Source organism: Lutimaribacter saemankumensis, assembly GCF_900100005.1.
Taxonomy (GTDB): Bacteria; Pseudomonadota; Alphaproteobacteria; order Rhodobacterales; family Rhodobacteraceae; genus Lutimaribacter; species Lutimaribacter saemankumensis.
In genome coordinates, this window is record NZ_FNEB01000009.1 from 40,478 (window position 1) to 64,020 (window position 23,543).

The following is a 23,543-nucleotide window of genomic DNA, read 5'->3' on the forward strand; positions in this document are numbered from 1 at the left end:
ATTTAACGTAAAACGGGAATCCCCTCCGAATCCCCATCATTTTTATCCAAATCGCGGGAAAGACCGGCGAAATTGAACAGCGAGGGGTCCAGCATGTGTGACGGCCGGATATTGCCGAGGGCCCGGAACATCTTTTGCCGCCGGCCGGGATGATTCTTTTCCCACTGGTCCAGCAGCGCCTTGACCTGCATCCGCTGCAAGCCGTCCTGGCTGCCGCACAGATCGCAGGGGATGATCGGATAGTTCATCGCGCGGGCGAATTTCTCGCAATCGTCCTCGGCCACATGGGCCAGCGGGCGATAGACGAACAGATCGCCCTCTTCATTGACCAGCTTGGGTGGCATCGTGGCCAGCCGCGAGCCATGAAAGAGGTTCATGAAGAATGTCTCGAGGATGTCGTCACGGTGATGGCCCAGCACGACCGCGGAACATCCCTCTTCGCGGGCGATCCGGTAAAGGTTGCCGCGCCTCAGCCGCGAACACAGCGCGCAATAGGTGCGCCCCTGCGGAACCTTGTCGACCACGATGGAATAGGTGTCCTGGTACTCGATCCGGTGCGGAACCCCCATCCGTTCCAGAAACTCCGGCAGCACCGTCGCCGGAAAGCCGGGTTGTCCCTGATCGAGGTTGCAGGCCAGCAGGTCGACCGGCAGCAGGCCGCGCCATTTCAGCTCGTGCAGCACAGCCAGCAGGGTATAGCTGTCCTTGCCGCCCGACAGGCACACCAGCCAGCGTGCGCCCGGTTCGATCATGCCATAGTGCTCGATCGCCTCGCGCGTGTTCTGCACGATGCGTTTGCGCAGTTTCTTGAACTCGGTGCTCTTGGGGGCACCGTGGAACAGCGGATGGATATCGTCGGTTTCATCAAGCATGGCAGGCTCCGGCCGGTTGAAGCGCTGTCTATCGCGGGTGGCCCCAAACGAAAAGGGGGAAGCGTCACCGCGAAATCGTACCATTCCAAGACCGAAACCGCCGCATTTGCGGGATTCAATATGGGCGTCAAAGGTTTGGAGTTCACGATCATGCGTCGGTTTCTGTTCGGTCTGGTGTCGCTTTGCGGATTGGTCATGGTGCTTGGGGCCGGGTTCCTGATCATCGAAAAATCCATCGGCCAGACCACGCGGGATTCCACCCGCGCTGCGATCGAAACCCGGCTCGACCAGATCGAAGAGTCACAGACCGGCGGGCGTGCCGGCCGGAGTTTGCGCCGCGCTGTCGAAGCGGCGCGCGCGCTGGGCCGCGGCATGTTCTACAAAACCGGGATCGACCTTGTCGCTGTGCTGCCCGATCCCGCCGAAGGTTGGGCCGCCCGTGCTTATGACGGTGCCGATGCGGAACGCATCACGGGGCATGGATACAAGGCATCCGCACTGACGCAGAACGCCACGCAGAGCGTTCTGCGCCGGTTCGAGGCCGCGCGCGATGGCGGCAAGTCCGCCTTGATCCGTGTGTTCGAAGGGGATGGCGGGCTGGTCGCCATTCGGTTGGGGCTGAGCAAGAAGGACTTGCGCGAACTTGAGCGCGCAAGCGGCGATCAGGTCGCGGGCCTGCTTTTGCCGCGACCGGTCGATCGCGCCGGGTCTGTCGTCCTGATCGTCGACGGCGTGGCCTTGCGTGAACAGCCGCGCACAACGGAAACGGCGACAGGCGAAATCCACGTGGCGCAATACAGCCACCTGCGCTTTGCGGTCGGTCGCGTGGCCGATGGGGAAATCATTTCGAACCTGGAACCAGAGCAGCTTTTGCCGCTTCTGCGCGATTTGAACATGAAAGCTATCGTCAATGCGCTTCCGATTGCGGATGACGTCCGACTTGCCCTGCGCATGGGCGATGCCGCGTACAATTCCGGCGCGTCCCGACGCTAGGACGTCAGTCGGTTTTGTGCGTCGCCTCGGTGTCAGGCACCGGATCATAGCCGCTCTTGCCCCAGGGGTGGCACCGCCCGACACGCCGGATCGCCAGCCATGTCCCCTTGATCGCACCGTGTTTTTCCAGCGCCTCGAGCGCATAGGCGCTGCAGGTCGGCTGATAGCGGCAGTTATGCCCGACCCAGGGCGACCACAGCAGCCTGTAGGCCCGGACGGGCAGGGCGACGATGCGGGCCAGCGGGCTCATGTCTCACCATGCAGTTTGTGCAGGGCAAAGATAAGGTCGGCTTTCAGCGCCTCAAAGGGGCGCGCGGCCGTTTCATTCGCGCGCCCGATCAGCACGTAATCCCAGCCAGGGCGGCCATGTGAGGGAAGGATGGCGCGCGCGGCCTCGCGCATGCGGCGCTTGGCGCGGTTGCGCGCCACGGCGTTGCCCACCTTTTTCGAACAGGTGAAACCGACGCGGATCGCATCGGTGCCGTCGCGGCGGTCGCGTGCCTGCACCATCATCGACCCGACCCCCTGCTTTCGGGCGCGGGCGGCCCTGAGGAAATCGGCGCGGGTCTTGATGATCTGCAGCCCGCTTTTCTGCGCGCAAACGGACGCCGCCGGGGGCGTATTCCCTCGGGGCGTTTCCGCGTCCCTCGGGGCCTCCGGCGGCGTCATCGTTCCAGTCTGATCGCGGTGGATCAGGCGCTCAGGCTCTTGCGGCCCCGCGCACGGCGCGCGTTCAGGATCTTGCGGCCGGCCTTGGAGGCCATGCGCGCACGAAAGCCGTGGCGGCGCTTGCGAACCAGGTTCGAGGGTTGGTAGGTGCGTTTCATCGCTGCCGTCTCCGAATAAGCGACCCCGCCGCGCGGATTCGCGCAGGGCCAGTGATCTGAAGCCCGGTCTATAGGGGGGGCTTTCGGATAAGTCAAACCGCGATGCAGGGGTTTGAAACAAAAAATGCCTTCCACCTGTGCCGGATTGTTACAACCGCGCGGTTTAAGGGGAAAATCGCGCGGTTTCGTGTCACCACCGATCAAGCGCCCGTGAGGGGGCTGTCAAAAAAGCGCCCATGCCCGCATCTTGTCTGGAAAGCCAGCGCCGAGGTGCACCCAAATGAACGAGCGGACATCCGAAAAACCCGCGCAGAAATCCGCGCTGATGCGGAACCTGCCGCTGATCGTCATTCTTTCGGTCGCGGCAATTGGCGCATTTACCCTGCGCGACGTGCTGAATTTCGAAACCCTGCGTGACAATCGCGAAGCGCTGCTGGCGTTCCGCGATGCCAACTTCGTGGCCACGGCGCTGGGCTTCATGGCGGTCTATGTGCTGATCGTCGCGTTCTCGCTGCCTGGGGCTACGCTGGCAACGCTGACCGGCGGGTTCCTTTTCGGAACGTGGATCGGCGCCGCGCTCAACGTGACCTCGGCGACGATCGGCGCCATTGCCATCTTCCTGGCCGCGCGGATGGGGCTGGGCGAACGCCTGGCCGCCCGGATGGAGACTGGCACCGGCACGATCAAGCGCATCAAGGACGGGATCGACGAAAACCAGTGGTCGATGCTGTTTCTCATCCGACTTGTGCCGGCGGTTCCGTTCTTTGTCGCGAACATCCTGCCCGCGCTGGTGGGCGTCAGCCTGTTTCGCTTTGCGGTGTCCACGTTTCTTGGAATCATTCCCGGCGGCGTCGTGTATACCTCGGTCGGTGCCGGTCTGGGCGATGTGTTCGAACGCGGCGAAACCCCCGATCTGGGCATCCTTTTCGAACCTTATGTTCTGGGGCCGATCCTTGGCCTGTGCGCCCTTGCGCTGCTGCCCATCGTTCTGAAAGCCGTGCGCGGCAGGAAAGGCATCTGAGACATGGAAAAGATCAAGACCGATCTGCTGGTCATCGGGGCCGGTTCCGGCGGGCTGAGCGTCGCGGCCGGGGCCGTGCAGATGGGCGCCCGCGTGGTGCTGTTGGAAGGGCACAAGATGGGCGGCGACTGCCTGAATTACGGCTGCGTGCCGTCCAAGGCGCTGTTGGCGGCGGGGCATGCGGCCCATGCGATGCAGGCCGGCGGCGCGATGGGCGTGACGCCGGTCGCGCCGGATGTCGATTTCGCTGCGGCCAAGGATCATGTCGCCGCGGTGATCGACACGATCAAACCGGTTGACAGTCAGGAACGGTTCGAAGGTCTGGGCGTGCGGGTGATCCGTGAATACGGGGTCTTCACCGGCCCGCAGACCGTGCAGGCGGGCGAGCATGAGATTACCGCCCGCCGGATCGTGATCGCCACCGGATCTTCGCCCTTCGTGCCACCCATTCCCGGCCTTGACGGTGTGCCTTTTTACACCAACGAAACCATCTTCGATCTGCGCGACCGGCCCGACCATCTGTTGATCATCGGCGGCGGCCCCATCGGCATGGAAATGGCGCAGGCGCATCGCCGCCTCGGATGCGAAGTGACGGTGATCGAGGGCGCAAAGGCCTTGGGCAAAGACGACCCCGAAATGGCGGCCATCTTGCTGGACCGCCTGCGCGCCGAAGATATCGCCATCGAAGAAGACGCAACCGCCGCCGAAATCCGCGGGAAGGCCGGCGCGATCGAGGTCGAGGTCAAGGACGGTCGCGTTTTCAAAGGCTCGCACCTGCTGGTCGCGGTCGGGCGCAAACCCAATATCGACCGGCTGAACCTGGATGCCGCAGGCATCGAAACGACGAAAACGGGCATCAAGGTCGACGATCGCCTGCGCAGCACCAACCGCAAGGTCTATGCCATCGGGGATGTGGCGGGCGGGATGCAGTTCACCCATGTCGCGGGCTACCATGCCGGGCTGATCATCCGCGAGGCGCTGTTCGGCCTTCCGGCAAAGGCGAAAACCGCCCATATCCCCTGGGCCACCTACACCAGCCCGGAACTGGCGCAGGTCGGCCCGACCGAGGCCGAAGCCCGCAGGAACCATGGCGACAAGCTTGAAGTCGCGCGGTTCGATTACCACCACAACGACCGGGCCATCGCCACGGGCCACATGACCGGTGCAATCAAGGTCATGGTGGTCAGGGGGCGGCCCGTCGGCGCCACCATCGTCGGCCACCAGGCGGGTGAATTGATCGCGCTCTGGTCGCTCGCCATCGCCAACAACCTGAAAATGTCGGCCGTCGCCGGCATGGTCGCGCCATACCCGACCATCGCGGAAATAAACAAGCGCGCCGCAGGGGCCTATTTCTCGCCCCGGCTCTTTGATAATCCTACCGTCAAACGCGTGGTAAGGGCGGTGCAACGCTGGCTGCCCTGACGCGGATCTAGAGGTTTCGATGCTGCGCACCCTGTCTGGACGATTTCTGATCCTGACCATCATCTTCGTGATGCTGGCCGAGGTTCTGATCTTTGTCCCGTCGATTGCGCGCTTTCGCGAAGATTACCTGCTCAGCCGATTGGAACGTGCGCAGATCGCCTCGCTTGCGCTTTTGGCCGATGACATGATTTCACCCGACCTCGAAGAAGAGCTGCTGCGCAACGCCGAGGTTTATAACGTCGTGTTGCGCCGCAACGAAGCCCGGCAACTGATCCTGCAATCCCCGGTGCCGCAGCCCATTCATGCCACTTTCGATCTGCGCGATCCGCCCGCGATGGAACTGATCGGTGACGCGATGGCGCGGCTGTGGGATCGGGAGGCGCGTGTGATCCGTGTCATCGGCAACCCGGTGCGCGAGGCCGGTCTGCTGATCGAGGTGACCATGGAAACCTCCGGCCTGCGCCTTGCCATGATCGACTATGGTCTGCGCATCCTGGCGCTGTCGGCCGTCATCTCGATCTTCACGGCGTCCCTGTTGTTCTTTTCCGTGCGGGCCCTGCTGGTCAAGCCGATCAAGGGCGTGGTCAGGGCAATGCAAAGCTATGCCGCCAACCCGGAAGACGCCCGCCGCATCCTGCAACCCAGCGCCCGCGTCACCGAACTGCGCGAGGCCGAAGAGGCGCTTGCAAAGATGGAAACCGAGCTGACCGGCGCGCTGAAACAGAAAGAGCGGCTGGCCCAGCTTGGCGGGGCGGTCGCCAAGATCAGCCACGACTTGCGCAACATCCTGACCTCGGCGCAGCTATTCGTCGATCGCATCGAGATGAGCGAAGATCCCGGCGTGCGCCGGATGGCGCCTAAGCTGGTCAACTCCATCACCCGCGCGGTGAACCTGACCGAATCCACCCTGGCATTCGGCAAGGCAGAGGAACCCCCGCCCAAGCTGACGCGGGTGGTGCTTGCCGATATCGTCGAGGACGTGCTGGACAGCGAACGGCTGGCCATCGGGGACGATGTCGACATCTCGATGTCCGAAGACGTGCCCACCGGGATGATCGTCCGCGCCGACGCCGAGCAGCTTTATCGCGTTCTGTCGAACCTTGTGCGCAACGCGCGCCAGGCCATCGCGCAATCGGGCGAGGGCGGGGAAATCAGCGTCGCTGCCCATGAAGAGGACGGTGCCTGGGTGATCGAGGTGGCGGATACCGGACCCGGACTGCCCAAGAAGGCGCAGGAAAACCTGTTCACGCCGTTCCAGGGCGGCGCACGAAAAGGGGGCGCCGGGCTGGGGCTGGCGATCGCGGCCGAGCTGATCCGCGGACATGGCGGCATGGTAACGCTGGAGCGTACCGGCCCTGAGGGCACGGTTTTCCGCATCCGCCTGCCCATGGGCGAGGCGGCCTGAGCCTGCAACAGCCTGTTTCGATGCAGTGATTCACCACTTTCGTGCCATATTTGCGCCCCGAGTTGGCCTTTGTCCCCGGCAATATCGGGGTGCCCAGTTTGCGAGGAGGTCAATATGATCCTGGTACAAGCCCTGAGTCGCGGAATTATCGCATTTTTCGTCATCATGTCCCTTGGCATTGCCGGCATGATGGTACGCGATGGCGTGAACTTCGGGTCGATCGACGAGATCACGGCCTATCTGCCGGACCAGGACATCGAAGGCGCTGTGGACTCGTTCAAGGGCATGCTCCAGCGCCGGCTCAACGATCTGATGTAAGCCGCAAGCCGGGAATTGCCGTCCTGCCCAAGGGTTTTTCGGCCAACGGCAAAAAAACCGGAATTCGCCCTTGCAATGCCCCGCCGGGGGGGCTAAATCCCGCCTCCACGGACTGGTAGCTCAGTTGGATAGAGTACTTGACTACGAATCAAGGGGTCGGGGGTTCGAATCCTCCCCAGTCCGCCATTTAATCCCAGTAAATATTTGTAAATAAAAAGAAAAATTGAAACATGGCGTGTCGTGTCCCCCGGGGTGTCCCCCATTAGGGCTCGTTCCCGCGTTACAGAGTGCACTTTTGTTCAAGACGCCAAGCTAATTGCATCAGCTGATAAGTCCCTCGACTTCCTTCCCTTCGCGCACGAGCTCGTTGATGGCCTTTCGCATCTCGACGAGCTCCTGTGAGCGCAGGCCATGCTTATAGGCCGGGTTCTTTTTACCTGATCCATGGCCACCTCTAGCGCCGTGCATACGGCAGACAGCCCAACCAAACACAGCAGGAGCTTTGCAGCGCTGTCCGCTGCGCTTGGATTTCGCCCTGCATCTGGGCGCCATGTGAGCCCTGTGCATAGGGTTGGTGTCAGCTTTCACCCTCGACCCTCCCCCCGTGCTGAACGTTTCCCACTATTGCTTGCCCACCGTCTTCCACATTGACGTGTTGGACGGTGACCGTCTGCCTGCCGCCGTTGCGGTACTTCCGGAGCGCCTCCACCTGGGCGGCATAGGTGCGCGCCAGTTTGTTGTAGCCGGTGTAGTGGGCCTGTACCTGTGGAAGTGTCTCTGTGCCTGCCAGCCACCGGGCCGAGCGGATCATCGCCACATGCGTTGCGGCCATCTGGACGACCAGCATTCGCTCCACGGCATCGCGTGGCTCAAGATCCTTGATGATCGACAGCATAAACTGTCGCTCGTCTTCGCCCGGATGCTCATCACTGGCTTCTCGGTTCTTCAGCGTCTTCAGGCAGTGCCTCGTCAATGCCTCTGCCTGCTTATCGTCGGATGTGTTGAAGATTTCCATCAGCGCGGCCTCATGTGGCACCACGACCTTCTGTCCACCTTCTGGTGTGCCATTGAAGGTCACACCTGCTTTCGTGTTGGCTTTTTCGGGTGGCTTGCTCATGGCCTCTAGTCCTGCCTGATTGGGGTAAAATAATACCACAAAAGACTGGAGCGCCAAAGTAAGAGTCTCCGCGCCTGCAAACTGTGCAGGTAACCACGGAGGTCTGCTTTGAAGACAGATCCGGTCATCCGAGCGATTTGGTCTGATGACTGTTGCGGCCCTAGAGTTGACGTTCGGCATCCGCCGTCTTCGAGGGCCACAGTTTTCGCGTCAGCCGCGGCCATTCAGTAAAAAAACCTCTTGATACGACCATCTTGTCAGGTATCTCTGACTTCAAAGTGCAGGCCACTTCAGGAATGTCGGCTAGACTTGTTTAGTCGAAGCGCAGAGCACAGTGTCTTGCAGGCACGAGCAGTTTCTTTGTGCAAACCCCATGGAGTAAACGTTAAAATGGTGCCGCAATTAAAAGTCTTTAGTAGTTACATGGTAACGTTTGTAGTTATTGCGTGTGCTTTTTGGATGGCCTCTTTTGGATTTTTTTTCGATTTTTTTCGAGTCGAAGACGCCAATGTACTATTCAATAGGTCGAACTACACCGATCTGCCGCCGTTTTTCTATTATCAAGGCTACGCATCGATTCCGGCGCAGCTCGTGGCGCACATTGTGGCCGGAACACTTCCTGTATTTCAGTCTTTTATCTACATATTTTCGGCTTTAGTCATTTTTTGCTACATGAGCGTTTTATTGCTCCGGGCAACGGGATTTAGCCCTTTCGCTCTGCTATCGATTGGTGTTGTTTTCCTTTTTGGCAGGACCTTCGTTTATAATCTTACCTACAGCTTGTGGCCAAGCGCGATGGTATTGAGTCTTTTCGGATACCTCGCGCTGCGGGAGGATCGAGGACTTAAGTCGAACGAAGCAACCATTGCCTGCTTTCTGTCGCTTGCATCGCCTCTTTCACTGTTTTCAGCCATTCCCATATACGTCGTCGCTCTGAAATCGAGAACGGTGCCATCCATACTTGCCGCATTGGCGTCTGTATTGGCCTATCCAATCCTTATAGAACACGGGGGAAGAGGTGGGGCTGAACAACTCATCTCGACATTAAGCTCGAACTTCCAGATCATATCGCAGTCACCGAGCTTAATTTTTCCGGTTTTGCTCGACGGGTTTGCTGTGGAGAGATCGTTTTGGGCTATATTATTTGGTGCAACGCAATCCTTCGCCTTGATCTCAACGATCCTGATACCTCTACTTTACATTGCTGGGTTTCGATGCAAGCCAATAGAGGACTTAGTTCCTTTTGCGGTGGGATGTTTATGTATATTTGTTCTCGCTATAGCGTCAAGAAACCTTGGAGACAGGCCACCAGCGTTTCGGTACTACTTTCCGAGCGTTATTTTCTTTGGCGCAGTGCTGGCTCAAGTGAAGATCAATTTTCCACAATCTATTCTTCGTCTCTGTGGTTCGGTAGTCTTGGTATTTTGGACTTTTGAAACGACCTCTATGATGGCTGATCGGGGACTCGATAATTTTTTCGCATTAACTGAGTTTAAATACAATAAATCAAAATTATTTGGCGAAGGTACTGCTTTTTTCACGATAAACAACTACAATAGGCCACGGTCCCAATTCTACATTGCTCTCGGTAACGGTACCTTTTCAGGAGACTATTGCACACAATATGGGCGAGGTTTGGAATTTGACTTCCAAATATTCTGCAGTGGCTCAAATGTTATTTTATTCTCATTGGATGGCGGCATCGTCAATGTCCTTCGTCCCTAGGTTTGGCAAATGTTAAAGCACACTTTTCTTTTTGATGCACTTAACCAAATACGGCCAAGAACGAATAAGGAATCGGACGATCGTTCCATATGTGCTTAGAATGAAGCAGCCGTCTTAGTTCTCCAAGCCAAACGGAGAAATAAGAAAATAGTAGATAAGGACGAGCACCAAATAGAGAAATGAAAGCACAATTCCTTATGTTCATGTAAGCGGTAAGGGTCTCATATCTTCATCCTCTTGAAAATGCTCTCCGGAATGTTTCTAATGAACAGCATGATCATTCGCCAGACTGGGCGCGCGTAAATCACGTCCTTTTTTCGTTCGACTGCACGTGCAATGGTGTCTGCCACCTCGCGCGGATCAGCGGTCAACTTGGCTGGCAAGTCCATTCCTTCAGTCATCTGTGTTGCTACGAAGCCAGGGAGCACAGTCACGACATGAACGCCGCGCTTAGATAGCCGGTTGCGCAAGCCAGAGAGGAAGGCCGTGAAGCCTGCCTTTGCCGATCCGTAGACATAGTTCGTGGCACGCCCACGTTCGCCGGCAACTGAACTGACACCAACAAGGGTTCCGTTACCGCGTTCTTCGAAGCTGTTGGCGAGAACTGCCATAATGCTGGCCGGTCCTTCATAATTGCTCCGCATCACGCGCACGGCGGCTGCGATATCACGTTCGTTCACTGCTTGTTGGCCCATCAGGCCAACTGCGCAAACCGCAACCATCGGCAGTTTAGGAAGACCCATAACAAAGGCTTCATGCGTTTCTGTCGCCAAAGCATCGAACTCATGAAGTGTGACTGGTACTGCATATCGCAACTCTATGTCGGCCTTGTCAGGGTCAAGGGTAGAGGCGTTGCGAGCGGCCAACTGCACCGCGTAACCAAGCGATGCAAACTTGTGGGCCACGGCCTTACCGATATCGGATCGCGCACCAAGGATGAGCACCAAGGGTTTTGTCATAGGTCCAGCCTTTCTGATTGCGCCGATTGGAAGAGGGTTGCGAGCCCTTGGCTCTTGCGTTGGGCTTTGAAACCATCGACCCGAGGATCCGAAGCACGCAGCGTGGCAGCAGTCATTCGACTGTCCTTGGCAAGATAAAAGCGGCCGCCATGGTCGACCGTGATCTTGTCGAGACGTTCAAGCAAGGCGAGGGATTTAGCATTAACTGGAAAGTCTAGCGCCAACGTATAGCCTTCCATCGGGAATGAGAAGGCACTGTTCTGTTTGCCAAACCGCTTGAGCACCGCAAGGAACGAGCCAGCCCCAGCCTTGGACGTCTCAGTGAGGAGCGCGGTCAGCCCAGCCTCGGCTTGCTGCAACGGCAATGCGCACTGGAACTGCGCGAAGCCTTTGCGACCGTAAATACGGTTCCAGCCTAAGATCGCGTCGAGCGGATAGAAATAGCTGTCCCAGTCGACCAGTTGCTCACCCTTTTTTCGAGCTCCGGCCCAGTAGTAGAGACTGTTAAAGACGCGCACGATTAAGCCATTCAGAGTGAATGCTGGGAAGTCGAGCGGAATGGATAGCTTTCGCTTGGACTTGATATTGAAAGATGCGCACGCTTGCACCGATGGTAGATCACTGCACTCTGCATGCTCACCGAGCATTACAAGAGAGCGTCCAAGGTTGCCGCCCGCCCCAAGACAATCAATCCAAGCCACCGAATAAGTCGCATCCTGCGCCGCCTCAAAGGCCGCCATTGCCGACTGGAGATTTGGCGCTGCGATCGTTGTTTGCCGGATCCAAGCCGTTTCGACGGGGCGTAGTCGGATGGCCGCGCGCAGGATGATGCCAGTGAGCCCCATACCGCCCAATGTATGATCGAAGAGAGTAGCATCTTCTTCCCGGGAGCATCGGCGTATTTCACCATCGGCCCCCATGATATCGATCCAGTCGACGCAAGCGCGGAAACTGCCATCTTTGTGATGGTTCTTGCCATGGACGTCAGCTGCAATGGCGCCGCCAATCGTTACAAACTTCGTACCTGGCGTGACCCTCGGGAACCAGCCGCGAGGCAGGAAGGCTGCAATGATATCGCCGAGAAGAACACCCGCCTCAGCCACCAGTTGACCGGTGTCTGGGTCGAAGGCGATCATGCGGTTAAAGTGCTGCGTCTCTATGGTGGCCGACGTGTTAATGGCGCTGTCGCCATAGGCACGGCCATTGCCGCGGGCGACAAGGTGCGGCTCGGAGAGGACCAGGTCCCGCAGCGCGTCCACGCTGCGCGGCCGATATGTCCGTGCGTCCAGCACTGGATATCGGCCCCAGCCCGAGAGCTTCATGAGGACGCCCCCAATTGCCGGTCTGTAAATACGAAGCGCCGATCGAGGTTGTACTTTATGACATAGCCGACCGAGAGCCCGAGGATCGCTCCCAACTCGCGCATCATATCCGTCTGCCAAATAAGCCATAAGGCAGTTTCGGTACCCCAGAAGATCGCTGTCGTGACAAGCCCCATGGCTGTGTAGAGCGAGAACTTTCGGCTGTGGTTTTTCACGCCGGCCTCTACGTCGTAAAATATCCAACGTTTATCGAGCGCATACTTTATGACGAGCCCGACAACGGTTCCTGCACCAACCGCTAAGGCAAAGTGGAAGCCAGTTTCCCCAAACCGCAATATGGCCCGCTGGGTCGCAAGATTCACGATCATCGCAACCACTGCAAAGGCCGCATAGCGCAGAATAAGCATCTGGAGCGTCATGCCAACGCTCCTGCCAAAGTAAAGCCCAGAATGATCAGCATGCATATTTGGCTGATGCGGTCCTTTGCTGCGTACACCACTGGATCGTCATGCATATCGCCACGGTGGGTCACCATCACGGTGTGTGTGATCCAGTAAAGCAAGACTGCGCAGACGCCCCATAGCGCTTGTGGATATCTATAGAGTTCCACCACGGCAGGGGAGTTGACGTAGAGTATCATAACCAGCACCGAAACGTAGCCTGCACCGATCGCTATCATAGAGATGATCGGGAGGTCTTCCACGTGGTATCCGCGCCCACTGGCCTTCAGATTCCCTCGCTTGGCGCTGTCGATCAGCTCAGCTTGACGTTTGACGGCCGCAAGCGACAGGAAGAAGAAAACCGAGAATGCAAGTAGCCAGATCGACAGCGTAATGCCTGTGGCGGCCCCGCCTGCAATAATCCGGATGGTATAGAGCCCTGCCAGTACGCATATATCGATAACGAGCGCACGTTTAAAATACAGGGAATAGGCCATTGTCAGAAAGTAATAGATGACCATCGCCAGAAAGAAGACTGGGCTTATGCCGATCGCAAGGGTGCCACCCAGAATGAGCAGGCCTGCCGCCATCCAAGTGCCATGGGCAATCGGGAGGCTGCCTGAGGCGAAGGGGCGCATTCTCTTGCGCGGGTGAGCGCGATCCGCGGCGAGATCGAGAAGGTCATTCAGTACGTAGACGCTTGAGGCCACGAGGCTGAAGCAAACGAAGGCGAGCAGCGTCAAGAGGAAGGTCTGGTTGTCCAACTGATGCGCTGCCAGCATAGGCAAAAAGACGAGAATATTTTTCAGCCACTGATGTGGGCGCACCGCCTTGATGTAGGGCTTAAACGATTTGGTATCGGTAACAAGGTGCTCGGCATTCTCGCAAACGTCCTCGGCCTTTCGCCGCAGGCTATCCGAGGCATTGACGGTGATGGCCTTCGCCGATCGTTGCCACACCGGTATATCCGCCTTGGCGTCGCCCATATAGGCAAAGCCCTTGGGGCCGAACCTCTCTTCGAGGAACAGCGCTTTATTGTCACCTTTCAGATTCAGCTTGCCGTCAGAGCCATGCACTTCGTCGAAGATGCCAAGTTGCGCGGCAATAGCGTCCGCGAAATCACGGTCGCTTGCCGTCACAAGCGCTGTCTTTCCTCCGGACTCACGCCAAGCCTGGACAAAGGCGATTACCTCTTTATCAAATGGGAGGGTATCCGTTTCTACCGCAGATGTGATCGCGAGATATCGTTTGAGGGAGGCCCGACCATCGGTCAGCGCCGCGACAGACAGGAATGGGCTGCGCCAGTCCCTAGCAAACGCGGACCAGAAGCTTTCAAAGAGCATGTCACTCCGAAGCAGAGTCCCGTCCAGATCGACGATAAGGATTTCATGGGTTTCAGAAGGCAATAATACTCCGCTGCTTTCTATCGGTCTGCTTCAAGCCGCTGATTGTGGGCAGTTTTTATCATAGCAAAAAAGGCCTTCGACGCGCCACTCGAACTGAGCTAATTTTTTAGATAGGCCGATAGCATTACATGGTCCAGTTTGCACTTATTTTGGATTTGTCTTAGCGGACCAATGATGCGCAAAGGGGGCACTGAGGAAGGGTGGTAGTGCGGCGCTTGTCATATTTGACAGACTTGCCGCTCGACTTCCTGCCTGGGATGCAGGGTTGTAGCCCTTTGTCTTTCAAGGCCTCGCGGAACCAGTCTGCGTCATATCCGCGATCTCCCAGAAGCCATTCGGCCTTCGGAAAATCGGCCAGTAGCGCCGCCGTTCCGGTGTAGTCGCTGACCTGGCCGGCAGTCATGAAGAACCGAATGGGGTGCCCGGCGGTATCGGTGACAGCATGCAACTTGGCCTCTCTCGGGACATTGCTACGCGATGCCCTGCCGGTCATCGGTTCATACCGCCCTTGGTTCGCCCGATCAGTCGTCCGCGCCACCCCTTTTACCCCGCAGGCTGGATGCCATGCGGTGGGCTTTCAAATAGGTTGCATCGATCATGATAGGCTTTTGATCCGTCGCCTCAGTGGCCGGTCCCTCGAAGATCCGGGCGAACACGCCCATCTCACTCCAGCACTTCCAGCGATTGTAGAGCGTCTTGGGTGGGCCATATTCCTTCGGCGCATCGCACCAACGTAAGCCATTGCGATTGATGAAGATTATCCCGCTCAGGACACGCCGGTCGTCGACCCGTGGTTCGTCATGGCTCTTTGGAAAGAAAAGCTATAACCGCGCATCTTCTCGTCGGTCAGCCAGAAAAGATTGCTCACCATACTCCCATCAGTTTGGGAGTTTGAATCACGCAGCAGTGCAATACTCAAGACAATTGATGGGTCCCGGGCCTAGGAGCCTCTGACACGAGCTTTCCAAGCTTCAAGAAGATATTTCCAAGGGTATCTCCGAGCATGCTCGCTAGATCTATTAGCTGCAGAAAGCTCTTCCCTCATGCGATTAATCTCCTCCTGGTAGATTTTCAGTTCATTTCTGCTCTGCAGTAACAGCCTTTTTAAAGCTGCAAATTCCAAATCATTAGACTGAGGGGCTTCGCCCCCGAGTTCTCTACCGCTGCGTACACGTGAAGGGTCCGCTAGCTTTTTCTGCGCACGTATAGCAATCTCATATTCTAAATCTATTACGTTAGACAACGAATGGAACAAATATTCCGCATCATAAATGAACCGAGGGTAATCAAGAAATACAAAAGGAATATCTTTGGTAACACAGTACTGTACAAGATCATGAAAACCAACTGCCAGAACACGTTTTTCATCCTCGACGTTAAATGGCACGACCATACCGCCGGGTGTCTGGGCCCAGTGCTCCCAACTTCTCGAAAGAGTCTTCATCCAGGGATGCTTTTTGTGAGCAGCTACCCTTTCAATAGTTACGCGGCTGGACGCGGCATCATTCAGTGAACGCATAGGAATAATCACCGCATCAATTGAAAGCCCTTCGTGTGACAAGGCCAAGTCAGGATCAAAGATTATCCACGGCGATTTAATTACGTATGGTAACTTGCCGATATTTTCCGGAAGTGGATAATTCTCAAGTCCCGCGTTAGCATCTGCATCTAATTTGCTAGAAGGGTTTTTCCGCAAGCGCGTTTCAAAGCCGCATTCATGTAGGTATTCTACCAAAAAGCTGGTCCCGGCTCTCCCGGTACCTGTGATTATGATATGATTACTAGACAAGGTTTTATATCCTAAATCCTATCCACCATATGCTGGGACTGAACACCTAGGTACCCTGCGGCATTTGCTAACGGTGGCTTTTGAAGAATCCCAACGGCGCCCTGATGAAGAATAACTAATCAACTGAATTATCCAACCCAAAGATAATCCTGCCTCCGTCTTGCGGCCGGTATTCAGGGTGTTTCGATTTGGTGCCCCCTCCCGGACTTGAACCGGGACGCCCGAACGCCAGGGATTTTAAGTCCCATGCGTCTACCATTCCGCCAAGGGGGCGCCGCGTGGTAGGCCCGGCAGGACTTGAACCCGCAACCAAAGCGTTATGAGCGCTCTGCTCTAACCAATTGAGCTACGGGCCCACGCACGCGGCGTTGTAGTCTGAGGCAATAGCGCTGTCACGCCTGCGTTTTCACTTCCAGTCATCTGGATCGAAAGGGTCGTCCGGCGCAGTCGTGCTCATCGCCCCCGGGTCCGAAAGTGTAACCCCGTAACCTGTATTTGATTTCAATGGGTTATCTGACTGCGCAAGTGTAACCTCTGGATCGGGGTTACGCTTCGGTGTCCCGCTAACCTGTTGATTTTGTTGCAGGGTTACGGGGTTACACTTTGATGCCGTGTACCGGGCGGCCGCCGCCTCCACCTCGGACCGCAGGTAGACACGGGTCGAGGTGCCATTCAGCTTGAGAACCTTCGCCTTGATGCCGAATGGTTTCATCAACTTGGCAACGGTCGTCGAGGTCAGCGGCTTGCCATGCCGCCATTCGGCCCAGGGGCGATCCTCGAGGCCTATGAGGTCTGCGACGATCTCTGAAGACGCAATCCGATCCGGTCGCCCCGTCCGGGTGGCGAACAGCTCGGCAATGTCATGCAGCATCATCACGCCTGCCGGTTCCTCGCTGTCGTCCTGAGACTGCGATTGGCCTGCGTAGGCCGTGGCGATGCGGTCTGGCCACGCGCCGCCCAGGGCAGCTGCCAGGCGCCACAGGGGCGTGAAGTTGTCCTGCAGCCGGTCATTGCCACAGACAGGCGGCTCGTCTGCCATGGCGCCAATGCGAATGGCCGTGTCTGCCGCCCATCGCGCGATCTGGCGACGGACGCGCAGCATCTGCTCGTGAAGATCGACCGGCATGCGGTCGACCGTTTCCTCGGGCAGCTTGCGGCGGAGGCCGATGAGGATGCACCGGCTCATCAGGGTGTCGCGCTGGCTGCCGATCCCGGCGATCACCATCGGGCACCAGGTCGAGAAGGGCGTCGGAACGTGCTCGCCATTGATCTCCTGTACCCGGATCACGCGGGCGGCGCGGCGGCTATGGCCGGAGTTCAGGATCCCGGCCAGTTCCTCGTTCTGCTTCATCCACGTATCGGCCTCGTCCAGAAGCAGGGTTGGCTTCCAGGCTTCGATGGCGCGGAAGATGGCGGCCGAGCTGGCATTCGAGACGATGAAGCCGCGATGCGCCAAGGCATCGATCACTTCGAGCAGGGTGGACTTGCCACAGGCCCGCGTCGGGCTGGTGATGAGCAGGCGCGGCCACAGCCGCCACGTGTCCATCAGGTAGGTGCCAAGAACCCAGAGCGTTGCGCAATCCACATCCGCATCGGTGCCAAAGACGACATGCGCCCGCAGCCGGTCCCGGATTTCTTCGGCGAGGGATGCGCCCTCGACCGGGTCATGCCACGGCTCCAGCTCTTCGATCAGGTCTGCAGGCTTGCCTTCATCCTTGTCCAGATCGCGTGGACGGGCTTTCTCAACCTCTCTATCCAGAACGGACGCACGCCAGCCCAGTCGGATTGCTGCGTTCTTGCGCTCGGTTTCATAGGCGGCGGGGGACAACCCCGCCAGCCTCTGGATTTCCGCCTGCGCATCGACCGAACTTGTATCTTCGACCTTGGGCAGGTCGTCCCAATCATCTCCGTCCATCATGCGCGGCCTCCTTTCGTCACGGCCTTGAGGAAGGCGGCACGCTCGGCATCGGGGAACCCGCGCCACAGGGCCTTGAACACGTTCTTTCGGAAGGGCAGGGGCAGCAGGGCCTTCGGGGCCCGCTCCATCCCTGTCAGGGTGTAGGCGACCAGCTCGTGCGGTGGCGCCGCCAAAGCCCAATACCGGGCATCCGCGTAGAGCGTGCCGAACGGATCATGGCGCGGTCCGCCGGTCTCAACGGCCTCCAGCCATGCCGTGCAGATCGCATTTGCGTGCGTCAGCTCGCACTGCTCAAGGGCAAAGACAGCCGCCTCGGCCCAACCAAGGCGCAGACGGACATCAGGTGTCATGTTGCTCATCACCGGCCCTCCCCGAAGCAGAGGCTGGCGATCAGACGTGCGGTATGGGCGTCCAAGCCGTGGCGCTGCTGTAAACGTCGTGTTTGCAGGTCGCGTCTTTTGGTGTATTCTTCCCATGTCAATCCCATGTGACAACTTTCGGCCTCGGTGGTGCGTTGCCGCGCACCGCCGGGCCGTTTCCATTTCTGGCTCATAGCGATCCTCCAAAATGTTCGGGCAAAGTTGCGAGCACGGCCCAGGCAGCCGGGTCAACACGCGCGCACAGGCTGGCGCAGAGGCGCACCAGCGCGGTCCGTGTGCGACAGTATTGCAGGGACCGCCAAGGCCGCTCCGCGCCACCTTTCTTGCGCCGTTGCAGGATCCACTGGGTGTTGTCCCTGCAGACGATCACCCTGTGGCGCGAGCAAAGGCGGGCGATGACGCCCGCGAAGTGGTCGGAGGTTTCGTGGTGGGTGCGGTGGAGAACCAGCATCTCAGGCCCTCCGCGGTTCGCGGCTTTCTAGCCACGCGTTAATTTCGCTCTCGCGCCAGGCAACAAGGCGGGCGCCAAGTTTCACGGGCTTGGGGAATTCCCCACGTTTCATCCAGTCGTAAATTGTCGAGCGGGAAAGCCCTGTCCGGGCCTCCACCATGTGGCGGCGGAGTAAACTCTCCTGTTTAGGCTCTCCCGCTCTAGCATTTGGTCGGGCGAGATCACGCTGAGTATTAGACATACTCGGCTCCTTTCGGGTTTAGTAAGCACTGACCGAAAGATGCCGGAGTGGGCCTCAAGATTTTACAGGGGTAAAATCGCTATTTTGGCTCCGGAACAAGATCATCAAGAATATCATCAAGATTTTGCAAGCGCTCTTTTGGGCCGAATGAAAACGGCCAGGCTAGTGGAGCATGTTCAATAAAGAGAAAGTTCATCAACTCTTCACTTGGCTGATATTTGTCGATCTTGGTATTCGACTTTTCGTAGTAGACTTTTGCTAGCCAATCTTCACTGCATTGAGCTGGCGTGCCTCTAAGAGAGATAGTAGCCACCTCTAGTGCGTCGTTTACGGTGGAGCCTATGTCTGACAATTTCTCCCGTTTTAGAAGATCGATAGTCTCAGCGGGCAAAGACACTTGAAATAGAATATCATCGGGATCAAGCGTCCAGCCAAAATTCTTAATTTGTTCTTGAGTTGAAACTATTTTCTTGACCGTAGAAACTCGCCAGTGGTTCAACGCTTGCCCGCGTGCTTTTGCTATCGGATTGTTTCCTCGTCCTCTCTTCCCCAAGCTTTCTCCTCGCAAGGCTGCTCCAAAAATCGCGCAGATGCATTCAAGCAAAAAGACAGGCGGAGCTATGCCGTTCCGTTCGCAGAACAACAAACCATCAAGCGCCGCGAGAGCATTGCCTTCTGATGCTGCGAGCAGAATTTCAGTAAATTCGGCTTCTTCTGCCGCACATAGAGAGGTGGAAATCTCACCCTCGGAGTGCTGATGCCAAAACTTTAAATATTCTAGGCGCAGTTTCCCGTTCGAGAACGCAGCATTCAAGTATCCGCCCAGAAAATCATCCAAGTCTTCGTTTGACACGGCATAGACTAGCGGATTTTTTTCTTCACTCATTTCTGGAGCCTAAGCTTTATTAACTTCTTGGCGCCACCTTCCGTATTTTTAAGAAACTCTGCCCAGGCGCTCATCATCTCTCGACGCCGCTCCAGCATGTCTGAGCGCTGGTAGGCCCGCTCGACATCGGAGCCAACGGTGTGTGCGAGAGCGAGCTCAGCCATGTCGCGTGGATAGCCCTGTTCAGCCGCCCATTGTCGGAAAGTGGATCGTAGACCATGCGGGACAGCCGGACGCTTGCTGCGCGGATCGAGATAGCCCTGTAGGCCTTGTTCGATCTCTGCTTTGTGCAGGCGCCTCATGACTGCCGAAAGGCTCATGTCAGAGAGAGCGCCTCCACGTGGTGCAAAGAAGATATGATGACTTACGGTGATGCGCGGCAGGCTCTTCAGAAGAGAAATTGCTTCTTCGGTTAATGGTACGCGGTGCGGATTGCCGCTTGCTGGTATCTTGCTCGAAGCGCGTCCTGGCTGAATGGTCCATATACGAGCGGTCAAATCAATCTCATCCCAAGTTGCAAGGCGCACGGCGCCGGATCGAGAGGCCGTGAGCATCGCAAACTGCAATGCCTTTGCAGCCATCCCTTCTCGATTGGAAAGGTCTACCCACCAGCGGGAAACATCCCTGAGCGCAAGCGCTGGTTGGTTGTCCTTGTTCGCGACCTTTGCAGGTTTGGGCAGAATTTCAGAAAGATTGCCTTTCCACCGGGCTGGGTTGTCGCCAGACCGATGCCCAGCAACGGTTGCCCACGAAAGAACATTTTCGATGCGACCACGAAGCCGCTTGGCAGTTTCCGTCTTTTCCCACCAGATCGGCTCCAGTACGCGCAAGATGTCCTGCACCGCTATCTCGGCAACCAGCTTTGAACCAAGAATGGGGATTGCGTACGTGTCGAGTGTGGATCGCCATTGTTTGCGATGCTTCTCATTGCGAAATTCCGTCAGTTTGATGGACAGATATTTTTCGACTGCTTGTGAGAAGCTAAGCTTTTCGCTTGCTTCGCGTCTTTCGGCGAGTGGATCCCCTCCCAACATGGCCTTCCCGTGGTTTTCCAATGCACGCTCACGAGCTTTGGCCAGAGGAACAGCAGGGGGGCTACCAAGTCCAAGTTCGCAGCGCTTGCCCCGAATAGTGATGCGTTGCACCCATTGCTTTGAGCCGTTTGTCCTTACGCGTAGGAACAGGCCGTGCCCATCGAAATACTTGCCTGGCTCTGAAACGGTCTCGACGAAGCGTGCCGTGAGCTTGCGTTCTTGCCTTCTGATGTTCGCCTTGGGCATTTATCCCCCACTCTGTCCCCCACGTAAGCGAGGAACTAGGTGGAGTGTGCCGGAATATCTCGTACTCGAAAAGCCTTAAAATCTCAATTTTTATTGAACAACCACGGTATCCGCCGGAACTTCAAGGAGTTACGGATGGCGGCTCCCCAGTCCGCCACTTTCCCCTGAAATAATTTGCACATACGCCAGTGGTGGCGACGGTGATCGCGGCACCCGCACCAGTTAAAACTGCGCGGTTTTTCCGTTAATCCGCGCGGGTTTGCCCGTCGCCCACCGCCTCGCGCCAGTGGCGCCGGCAGAGGCTGACATAGGTCTCGTTTCCACCGATCTGAACCTGGGCGCCGTCGCGCAGGGCGCGGCCTGATGCATCCTTGCGCACCACCATCGTTGCCTTCTTTCCGCAGTGGCAGATGGTGCGGACCTCGCGCATCTCGTCCGCAAGCGCCAGCAATGTGGCCGAGCCCGGAAAAAGCTGCCCGCGAAAGTCGACGCGCAGCCCGTAGGCCATCACCGGCACGCCAAGGTCATCCACCGCGCGGGCGAGTTGCCAGACCTGCGCCTCTTCCAGAAACTGGGCCTCGTCGATAAAGACACAGGCGACCGGGCTGACCTGCAGCCGTTGGGCGATCTTTTCGAACAGGTCTTCGCCCGGGGCAAATGTGTCGGCATCGCTTCCTATTCCGATCCGGCTGGCGATGCGGCCTTGCCCCTCGCGCGTGTCGAGTTGCGCCGTCAGCAGGTAGGTGTCCATCCCACGCTCGCGGTAGTTATGCGCCGCCTGAAGCAGCACGGTGGACTTGCCCGCGTTCATTGTCGAATAATGGAAATAGAGCTTTGCCATGGCTGCGGAATAATCCTGCCCGCACGTGCTTGGCAAGACTGCTTGATGCATCGCGGTGGTGGGTTTGGCGATGGTCTTTGCGTTCGGGCCGCGGCTGACACCGGCATCGGATGGTCCTCACGGGGCAGTTGCGGATTGACTGCCGCCCTCGCGTTCCGCGCGCTGAAGGTACAAAATGCACCCACGCGCACGCCGTCCAGAGGCCGTGCTGCCGTTCCCGGCAGCAAAGGCGCGAAATCCCTCCAAGGCCGGCGCAGCGCGTGCTGACCATTCGGAAAACGCCGAAAAACATGGGGTTTCTTGACGCATGACAAATGTATTCAAAGCTATTAATGGGACATTTACACATGGTTTCCCCAACGGGGCGAAAGGTAGAAGATGAGCGCGGTCAGCAGTTACTTGAAGAAACACACCGAAGCGCTGGTCAAGGATGTGGGGGTTGAGCAGGCCTGCGTACTGACCGGAAAATCCAAGGCGACGCTGGGGCGCTACTACTCGGATCATGCCGAGCATTCCGAGCGTTTCATGCCGATCGACGCGGTGGCCGCACTGGAAGAAGCGTCCAGCTATCCGCATGTCACCAGCGCGTTGGCCGAGCTCAAGGGGATCACCCTTGCGATGGACGAACGCCGCCCCAACCGGCCCAGCGGCGGCGGCGTGAATTCGGATGTGATCGCGCTGAGCCAGCGCTTTGCCCTGCTGATGGCGGAATACCAGCAATCAATCGAGGACGGCGTCATAACCGCGAACGAAGCCAAGCGGCTTCTGAAAGAGACCCTGGCCCTGCAACAGGTGCTTCTGGATATGAAGCTGCACCTGGAGGAAGAAACCGCGTGATGAAACCCACGGCCGCATTGCCACACCGGCCCCTGATCGAGGCCGAAAAGCAGACGCCGGCCGTGCTGCATGAATTTTTGCGCGACCTCGAGGCGACCGAGCGCTCGATCGAGGTCTGGCAGAGACTTGTCCGGCTGGGCCGGACGTTGGACCTGCCTTATATCGATTTCATCTCGGCCAGCAGTTTCCGAGATTGGAAAAAGACGCGCTTTGTGCGCACGTCCTACGATTCCTCGTGGCTCAATTCACTGAACGAAGATCCCGTGGTTCAGAAGTGGTCGTACTTCCGCAGCCACGCGCTTGATCATCTGACCCCGATCGTGACGGGGCTGGAGTTCATCGACGATTTCCACCCGGTGCCGCCGAAACGGCGCAAGGTGCTGGAACTGGCCGCTGAAAAGGGCTTGCGCGCCGGTTTTTCGGTGCCGTTGCGCATCCATGCGCCGCCGCAATCCGGGCTGATCACCTTTTCCGGCAACCATGCGCGCCGTGACATGCTGACGATTCTGCGTGCACATGGCTGGACGCTGCATGTGGCGGCGATGGCCGCGCACCAAAGATACGTGATGCATTTCGCGGCCGAATTCGCCGACCGGAATGCGATATCTGACAAGCAACGCGAATTGCTTGTCCTGTTGGGGCACGGGCTGAAGGACAAGGCGATTGCCCGCCAACTGGATATCTCGGTGTCGGCGGTCCGCCAGCGCATGCACAGCTTGACGGAAAAGACCGGTATCGAGAACCGCAGCGGACTGGCGGCGCTTGCCATGAGTCTTGGGCTTGTGGCCGATCCGTTGTCACATGGCGCATCGGATGCCGACGAGGTCGAGATCCTGGTCCAGATGGACGGCAGCGGCGAAAGATCCCGGCGCGAGGGGCCGATTTCAAATCTGCGCTAACTTCTTGTTATTATGTAAAAAAGAGGGCCGGCATGGCCGACCCTCTGGTCTTGCTGAAATGACTTCCCTAGGTAAACTGGTGACACCGCAGCCACACGGGGACCGTGCAGGCGGATCGCCAGAAACGCGAGAAATATACGGGGGTTTCGTTCTCTCACCCTGAATGGTTCTGCAGGATTGGGGACAGCAGAACC

General features: G+C 57.8%; 25 protein-coding genes, 3 tRNA genes and 1 pseudogene. 9 read left to right on the top strand and 20 right to left on the bottom strand.

What is annotated here, in order from left to right:
* Nucleotides 1-2: 2 nt before the first annotated feature.
* Nucleotides 3-872 carry a tRNA 2-thiocytidine(32) synthetase TtcA gene (gene ttcA, locus BLT50_RS15485; protein WP_090029625.1) on the bottom strand — a complete coding sequence of 290 codons (870 nt, stop codon included), beginning with the start codon at nucleotides 870-872 and terminating at the stop codon, nucleotides 3-5.
* Nucleotides 873-1,022: 150 nt separating this feature from the next.
* Between ttcA and BLT50_RS15490 the strand changes: the two genes are divergently transcribed.
* Nucleotides 1,023-1,865, top strand: coding sequence for a hypothetical protein (locus BLT50_RS15490; protein ID WP_139170541.1), 843 nt, complete (start codon nucleotides 1,023-1,025; stop codon nucleotides 1,863-1,865).
* 4 nt (nucleotides 1,866-1,869) lie between these two features.
* Here BLT50_RS15490 and yidD read toward each other — a convergent pair whose 3' ends face one another.
* Genes yidD through rpmH form a run of 3 tightly spaced genes read right to left on the bottom strand, consistent with a single transcriptional unit; the run spans nucleotide 1,870 to nucleotide 2,692 of the window.
* Nucleotides 1,870-2,115, bottom strand: a complete 246-nt coding sequence (gene yidD / locus BLT50_RS15495) for a membrane protein insertion efficiency factor YidD (RefSeq protein ID WP_090029627.1) — start codon at nucleotides 2,113-2,115, stop codon at nucleotides 1,870-1,872.
* The gene (gene rnpA / locus BLT50_RS15500; RefSeq protein WP_090029628.1) at nucleotides 2,112-2,534 is read right to left on the bottom strand and encodes a ribonuclease P protein component; all 423 of its coding nucleotides are present in this window, start codon (nucleotides 2,532-2,534) and stop codon (nucleotides 2,112-2,114) included. The genes yidD and rnpA overlap by 4 nt, the downstream gene beginning before the upstream one ends.
* 23 nt (nucleotides 2,535-2,557) lie before the next feature.
* Nucleotides 2,558-2,692 (bottom strand): 50S ribosomal protein L34, encoded by a 135-nt coding sequence (rpmH, locus tag BLT50_RS15505; RefSeq protein ID WP_043752316.1) that lies wholly within the window; start codon nucleotides 2,690-2,692, stop codon nucleotides 2,558-2,560.
* A 280-nt stretch (nucleotides 2,693-2,972) separates the two neighbouring features.
* Here rpmH and BLT50_RS15510 point away from each other — a divergent pair, with 280 nt between their 5' ends.
* The 5 genes from BLT50_RS15510 to BLT50_RS15530 all read left to right on the top strand — a co-directional run bounded on the left by BLT50_RS15510 (nucleotide 2,973) and on the right by BLT50_RS15530 (nucleotide 7,044).
* On the top strand, nucleotides 2,973-3,713 hold the full coding sequence (locus BLT50_RS15510; RefSeq protein WP_090029629.1) for a TVP38/TMEM64 family protein: 741 nt from the start codon (nucleotides 2,973-2,975) through the stop codon (nucleotides 3,711-3,713).
* Nucleotides 3,714-3,716: 3 nt separating this feature from the next.
* On the top strand, nucleotides 3,717-5,135 hold the full coding sequence (locus BLT50_RS15515) for a dihydrolipoyl dehydrogenase family protein (RefSeq protein WP_090029630.1): 1,419 nt from the start codon (nucleotides 3,717-3,719) through the stop codon (nucleotides 5,133-5,135).
* Between the two features lie 19 nt (nucleotides 5,136-5,154).
* Nucleotides 5,155-6,540 carry a sensor histidine kinase gene (locus tag BLT50_RS15520; RefSeq protein WP_090029631.1) on the top strand — a complete coding sequence of 462 codons (1,386 nt, stop codon included), beginning with the start codon at nucleotides 5,155-5,157 and terminating at the stop codon, nucleotides 6,538-6,540.
* Nucleotides 6,541-6,654: 114 nt separating this feature from the next.
* Nucleotides 6,655-6,858, top strand: a complete 204-nt coding sequence (locus BLT50_RS15525) for a hypothetical protein (RefSeq protein ID WP_090029632.1) — start codon at nucleotides 6,655-6,657, stop codon at nucleotides 6,856-6,858.
* Between the two features lie 109 nt (nucleotides 6,859-6,967).
* Nucleotides 6,968-7,044: transfer RNA gene (locus BLT50_RS15530), tRNA-Arg, on the top strand.
* Between the two features lie 391 nt (nucleotides 7,045-7,435).
* On the opposite strand, the gene BLT50_RS15535 is transcribed toward BLT50_RS15530, so the two are convergent.
* A complete protein-coding gene (locus BLT50_RS15535) occupies nucleotides 7,436-7,975 on the bottom strand; it encodes a hypothetical protein (RefSeq protein WP_090029633.1) in 540 nt (179 codons plus the stop codon).
* Between the two features lie 390 nt (nucleotides 7,976-8,365).
* Here BLT50_RS15535 and BLT50_RS19060 point away from each other — a divergent pair, with 390 nt between their 5' ends.
* Nucleotides 8,366-9,700, top strand: coding sequence for a hypothetical protein (locus BLT50_RS19060; RefSeq protein ID WP_139170542.1), 1,335 nt, complete (start codon nucleotides 8,366-8,368; stop codon nucleotides 9,698-9,700).
* A gap of 221 nt (nucleotides 9,701-9,921) precedes the next feature.
* Here BLT50_RS19060 and BLT50_RS15540 read toward each other — a convergent pair whose 3' ends face one another.
* The 15 genes and pseudogenes from BLT50_RS15540 to BLT50_RS15605 form a co-directional block, all read right to left on the bottom strand.
* Nucleotides 9,922-10,659, bottom strand: coding sequence for an SDR family oxidoreductase (locus BLT50_RS15540; protein WP_090029634.1), 738 nt, complete (start codon nucleotides 10,657-10,659; stop codon nucleotides 9,922-9,924).
* Entirely contained in the window at nucleotides 10,656-11,918 is a 1,263-nt protein-coding gene (locus BLT50_RS15545; RefSeq protein WP_245723410.1) for an FAD-binding oxidoreductase, read from the bottom strand. The genes BLT50_RS15540 and BLT50_RS15545 overlap by 4 nt, the downstream gene beginning before the upstream one ends.
* A gap of 59 nt (nucleotides 11,919-11,977) precedes the next feature.
* Nucleotides 11,978-12,400, bottom strand: coding sequence for a GtrA family protein (locus BLT50_RS15550; protein ID WP_090029636.1), 423 nt, complete (start codon nucleotides 12,398-12,400; stop codon nucleotides 11,978-11,980).
* On the bottom strand, nucleotides 12,397-13,827 hold the full coding sequence (locus BLT50_RS15555; protein WP_090029637.1) for a UbiA family prenyltransferase: 1,431 nt from the start codon (nucleotides 13,825-13,827) through the stop codon (nucleotides 12,397-12,399). Before BLT50_RS15555 ends, BLT50_RS15550 begins: the two co-directional genes overlap by 4 nt.
* Before the next feature lie 208 nt (nucleotides 13,828-14,035).
* Nucleotides 14,036-14,695: pseudogene (locus tag BLT50_RS15560) on the bottom strand (IS5 family transposase); the annotation flags it as partial.
* 72 nt (nucleotides 14,696-14,767) lie between these two features.
* Nucleotides 14,768-15,562, bottom strand: coding sequence for a hypothetical protein (locus tag BLT50_RS19065; protein WP_139170543.1), 795 nt, complete (start codon nucleotides 15,560-15,562; stop codon nucleotides 14,768-14,770).
* Nucleotides 15,563-15,805: 243 nt separating this feature from the next.
* Nucleotides 15,806-15,889: transfer RNA gene (locus tag BLT50_RS15570), tRNA-Leu, on the bottom strand.
* Nucleotides 15,890-15,895: 6 nt separating this feature from the next.
* Nucleotides 15,896-15,972: transfer RNA gene (locus tag BLT50_RS15575), tRNA-Ile, on the bottom strand.
* A 50-nt stretch (nucleotides 15,973-16,022) separates the two neighbouring features.
* On the bottom strand, nucleotides 16,023-17,534 hold the full coding sequence (locus BLT50_RS15580) for a DUF3631 domain-containing protein (protein ID WP_090029639.1): 1,512 nt from the start codon (nucleotides 17,532-17,534) through the stop codon (nucleotides 16,023-16,025).
* Complete coding sequence (locus BLT50_RS15585; RefSeq protein ID WP_090029640.1) at nucleotides 17,531-17,893, bottom strand: hypothetical protein; 363 nt, start codon at nucleotides 17,891-17,893, stop codon at nucleotides 17,531-17,533. Before BLT50_RS15585 ends, BLT50_RS15580 begins: the two co-directional genes overlap by 4 nt.
* The gene (locus BLT50_RS19070; protein WP_139170544.1) at nucleotides 17,893-18,087 is read right to left on the bottom strand and encodes a hypothetical protein; all 195 of its coding nucleotides are present in this window, start codon (nucleotides 18,085-18,087) and stop codon (nucleotides 17,893-17,895) included. Before BLT50_RS19070 ends, BLT50_RS15585 begins: the two co-directional genes overlap by 1 nt.
* A 279-nt stretch (nucleotides 18,088-18,366) precedes the next feature.
* On the bottom strand, nucleotides 18,367-18,606 hold the full coding sequence (locus BLT50_RS15595) for a helix-turn-helix transcriptional regulator (protein ID WP_090029642.1): 240 nt from the start codon (nucleotides 18,604-18,606) through the stop codon (nucleotides 18,367-18,369).
* A gap of 79 nt (nucleotides 18,607-18,685) precedes the next feature.
* Nucleotides 18,686-19,492: a hypothetical protein gene (locus BLT50_RS19075; protein WP_139170545.1), complete on the bottom strand. Its 807-nt coding sequence runs from the start codon at nucleotides 19,490-19,492 to the stop codon at nucleotides 18,686-18,688.
* Complete coding sequence (locus BLT50_RS15600; protein ID WP_090029643.1) at nucleotides 19,489-20,772, bottom strand: tyrosine-type recombinase/integrase; 1,284 nt, start codon at nucleotides 20,770-20,772, stop codon at nucleotides 19,489-19,491. The genes BLT50_RS19075 and BLT50_RS15600 overlap by 4 nt, the downstream gene beginning before the upstream one ends.
* Nucleotides 20,773-21,016: 244 nt before the next feature.
* Nucleotides 21,017-21,613 carry a thymidine kinase gene (locus tag BLT50_RS15605; RefSeq protein ID WP_090029644.1) on the bottom strand — a complete coding sequence of 199 codons (597 nt, stop codon included), beginning with the start codon at nucleotides 21,611-21,613 and terminating at the stop codon, nucleotides 21,017-21,019.
* Between the two features lie 378 nt (nucleotides 21,614-21,991).
* Between BLT50_RS15605 and BLT50_RS15610 the strand changes: the two genes are divergently transcribed.
* Together BLT50_RS15610 and BLT50_RS15615 are read left to right on the top strand one after the other, a co-directional pair.
* Nucleotides 21,992-22,450 (top strand): phage regulatory CII family protein, encoded by a 459-nt coding sequence (locus BLT50_RS15610; protein WP_090029645.1) that lies wholly within the window; start codon nucleotides 21,992-21,994, stop codon nucleotides 22,448-22,450.
* Nucleotides 22,450-23,349: a helix-turn-helix transcriptional regulator gene (locus BLT50_RS15615; RefSeq protein WP_090029646.1), complete on the top strand. Its 900-nt coding sequence runs from the start codon at nucleotides 22,450-22,452 to the stop codon at nucleotides 23,347-23,349. The genes BLT50_RS15610 and BLT50_RS15615 overlap by 1 nt, the downstream gene beginning before the upstream one ends.
* Nucleotides 23,350-23,543 lie beyond the last annotated feature (194 nt).

What these genes read in the sequence shown, in the direction of transcription:
- rpmH (WP_043752316.1), bottom strand. Translation starts at nt 2,692, where the DNA reads ATGAAACGCACCTACCAACCCTCGAACCTGGTTCGCAAGCGCCGCCAC.
- BLT50_RS15550 (WP_090029636.1), bottom strand. Translation starts at nt 12,400, where the DNA reads ATGACGCTCCAGATGCTTATTCTGCGCTATGCGGCCTTTGCAGTGGTT.
- BLT50_RS15615 (WP_090029646.1), top strand. Translation starts at nt 22,450, where the DNA reads ATGAAACCCACGGCCGCATTGCCACACCGGCCCCTGATCGAGGCCGAA.
- BLT50_RS15540 (WP_090029634.1), bottom strand. Translation starts at nt 10,659, where the DNA reads ATGACAAAACCCTTGGTGCTCATCCTTGGTGCGCGATCCGATATCGGT.
- BLT50_RS15515 (WP_090029630.1), top strand. Translation starts at nt 3,717, where the DNA reads ATGGAAAAGATCAAGACCGATCTGCTGGTCATCGGGGCCGGTTCCGGC.
- BLT50_RS15585 (WP_090029640.1), bottom strand. Translation starts at nt 17,893, where the DNA reads ATGAGCAACATGACACCTGATGTCCGTCTGCGCCTTGGTTGGGCCGAG.
- BLT50_RS15605 (WP_090029644.1), bottom strand. Translation starts at nt 21,613, where the DNA reads ATGGCAAAGCTCTATTTCCATTATTCGACAATGAACGCGGGCAAGTCC.
- BLT50_RS15510 (WP_090029629.1), top strand. Translation starts at nt 2,973, where the DNA reads ATGAACGAGCGGACATCCGAAAAACCCGCGCAGAAATCCGCGCTGATG.
- rnpA (WP_090029628.1), bottom strand. Translation starts at nt 2,534, where the DNA reads ATGACGCCGCCGGAGGCCCCGAGGGACGCGGAAACGCCCCGAGGGAAT.
- BLT50_RS19070 (WP_139170544.1), bottom strand. Translation starts at nt 18,087, where the DNA reads ATGAGCCAGAAATGGAAACGGCCCGGCGGTGCGCGGCAACGCACCACC.
- BLT50_RS15595 (WP_090029642.1), bottom strand. Translation starts at nt 18,606, where the DNA reads ATGTCTAATACTCAGCGTGATCTCGCCCGACCAAATGCTAGAGCGGGA.
- BLT50_RS15520 (WP_090029631.1), top strand. Translation starts at nt 5,155, where the DNA reads ATGCTGCGCACCCTGTCTGGACGATTTCTGATCCTGACCATCATCTTC.
- BLT50_RS15525 (WP_090029632.1), top strand. Translation starts at nt 6,655, where the DNA reads ATGATCCTGGTACAAGCCCTGAGTCGCGGAATTATCGCATTTTTCGTC.
- yidD (WP_090029627.1), bottom strand. Translation starts at nt 2,115, where the DNA reads ATGAGCCCGCTGGCCCGCATCGTCGCCCTGCCCGTCCGGGCCTACAGG.
- BLT50_RS19075 (WP_139170545.1), bottom strand. Translation starts at nt 19,492, where the DNA reads ATGAGTGAAGAAAAAAATCCGCTAGTCTATGCCGTGTCAAACGAAGAC.
- BLT50_RS15580 (WP_090029639.1), bottom strand. Translation starts at nt 17,534, where the DNA reads ATGATGGACGGAGATGATTGGGACGACCTGCCCAAGGTCGAAGATACA.
- BLT50_RS15610 (WP_090029645.1), top strand. Translation starts at nt 21,992, where the DNA reads ATGAGCGCGGTCAGCAGTTACTTGAAGAAACACACCGAAGCGCTGGTC.
- BLT50_RS15490 (WP_139170541.1), top strand. Translation starts at nt 1,023, where the DNA reads ATGCGTCGGTTTCTGTTCGGTCTGGTGTCGCTTTGCGGATTGGTCATG.
- BLT50_RS15535 (WP_090029633.1), bottom strand. Translation starts at nt 7,975, where the DNA reads ATGAGCAAGCCACCCGAAAAAGCCAACACGAAAGCAGGTGTGACCTTC.
- BLT50_RS15600 (WP_090029643.1), bottom strand. Translation starts at nt 20,772, where the DNA reads ATGCCCAAGGCGAACATCAGAAGGCAAGAACGCAAGCTCACGGCACGC.
- BLT50_RS19060 (WP_139170542.1), top strand. Translation starts at nt 8,366, where the DNA reads ATGGTGCCGCAATTAAAAGTCTTTAGTAGTTACATGGTAACGTTTGTA.
- ttcA (WP_090029625.1), bottom strand. Translation starts at nt 872, where the DNA reads ATGCTTGATGAAACCGACGATATCCATCCGCTGTTCCACGGTGCCCCC.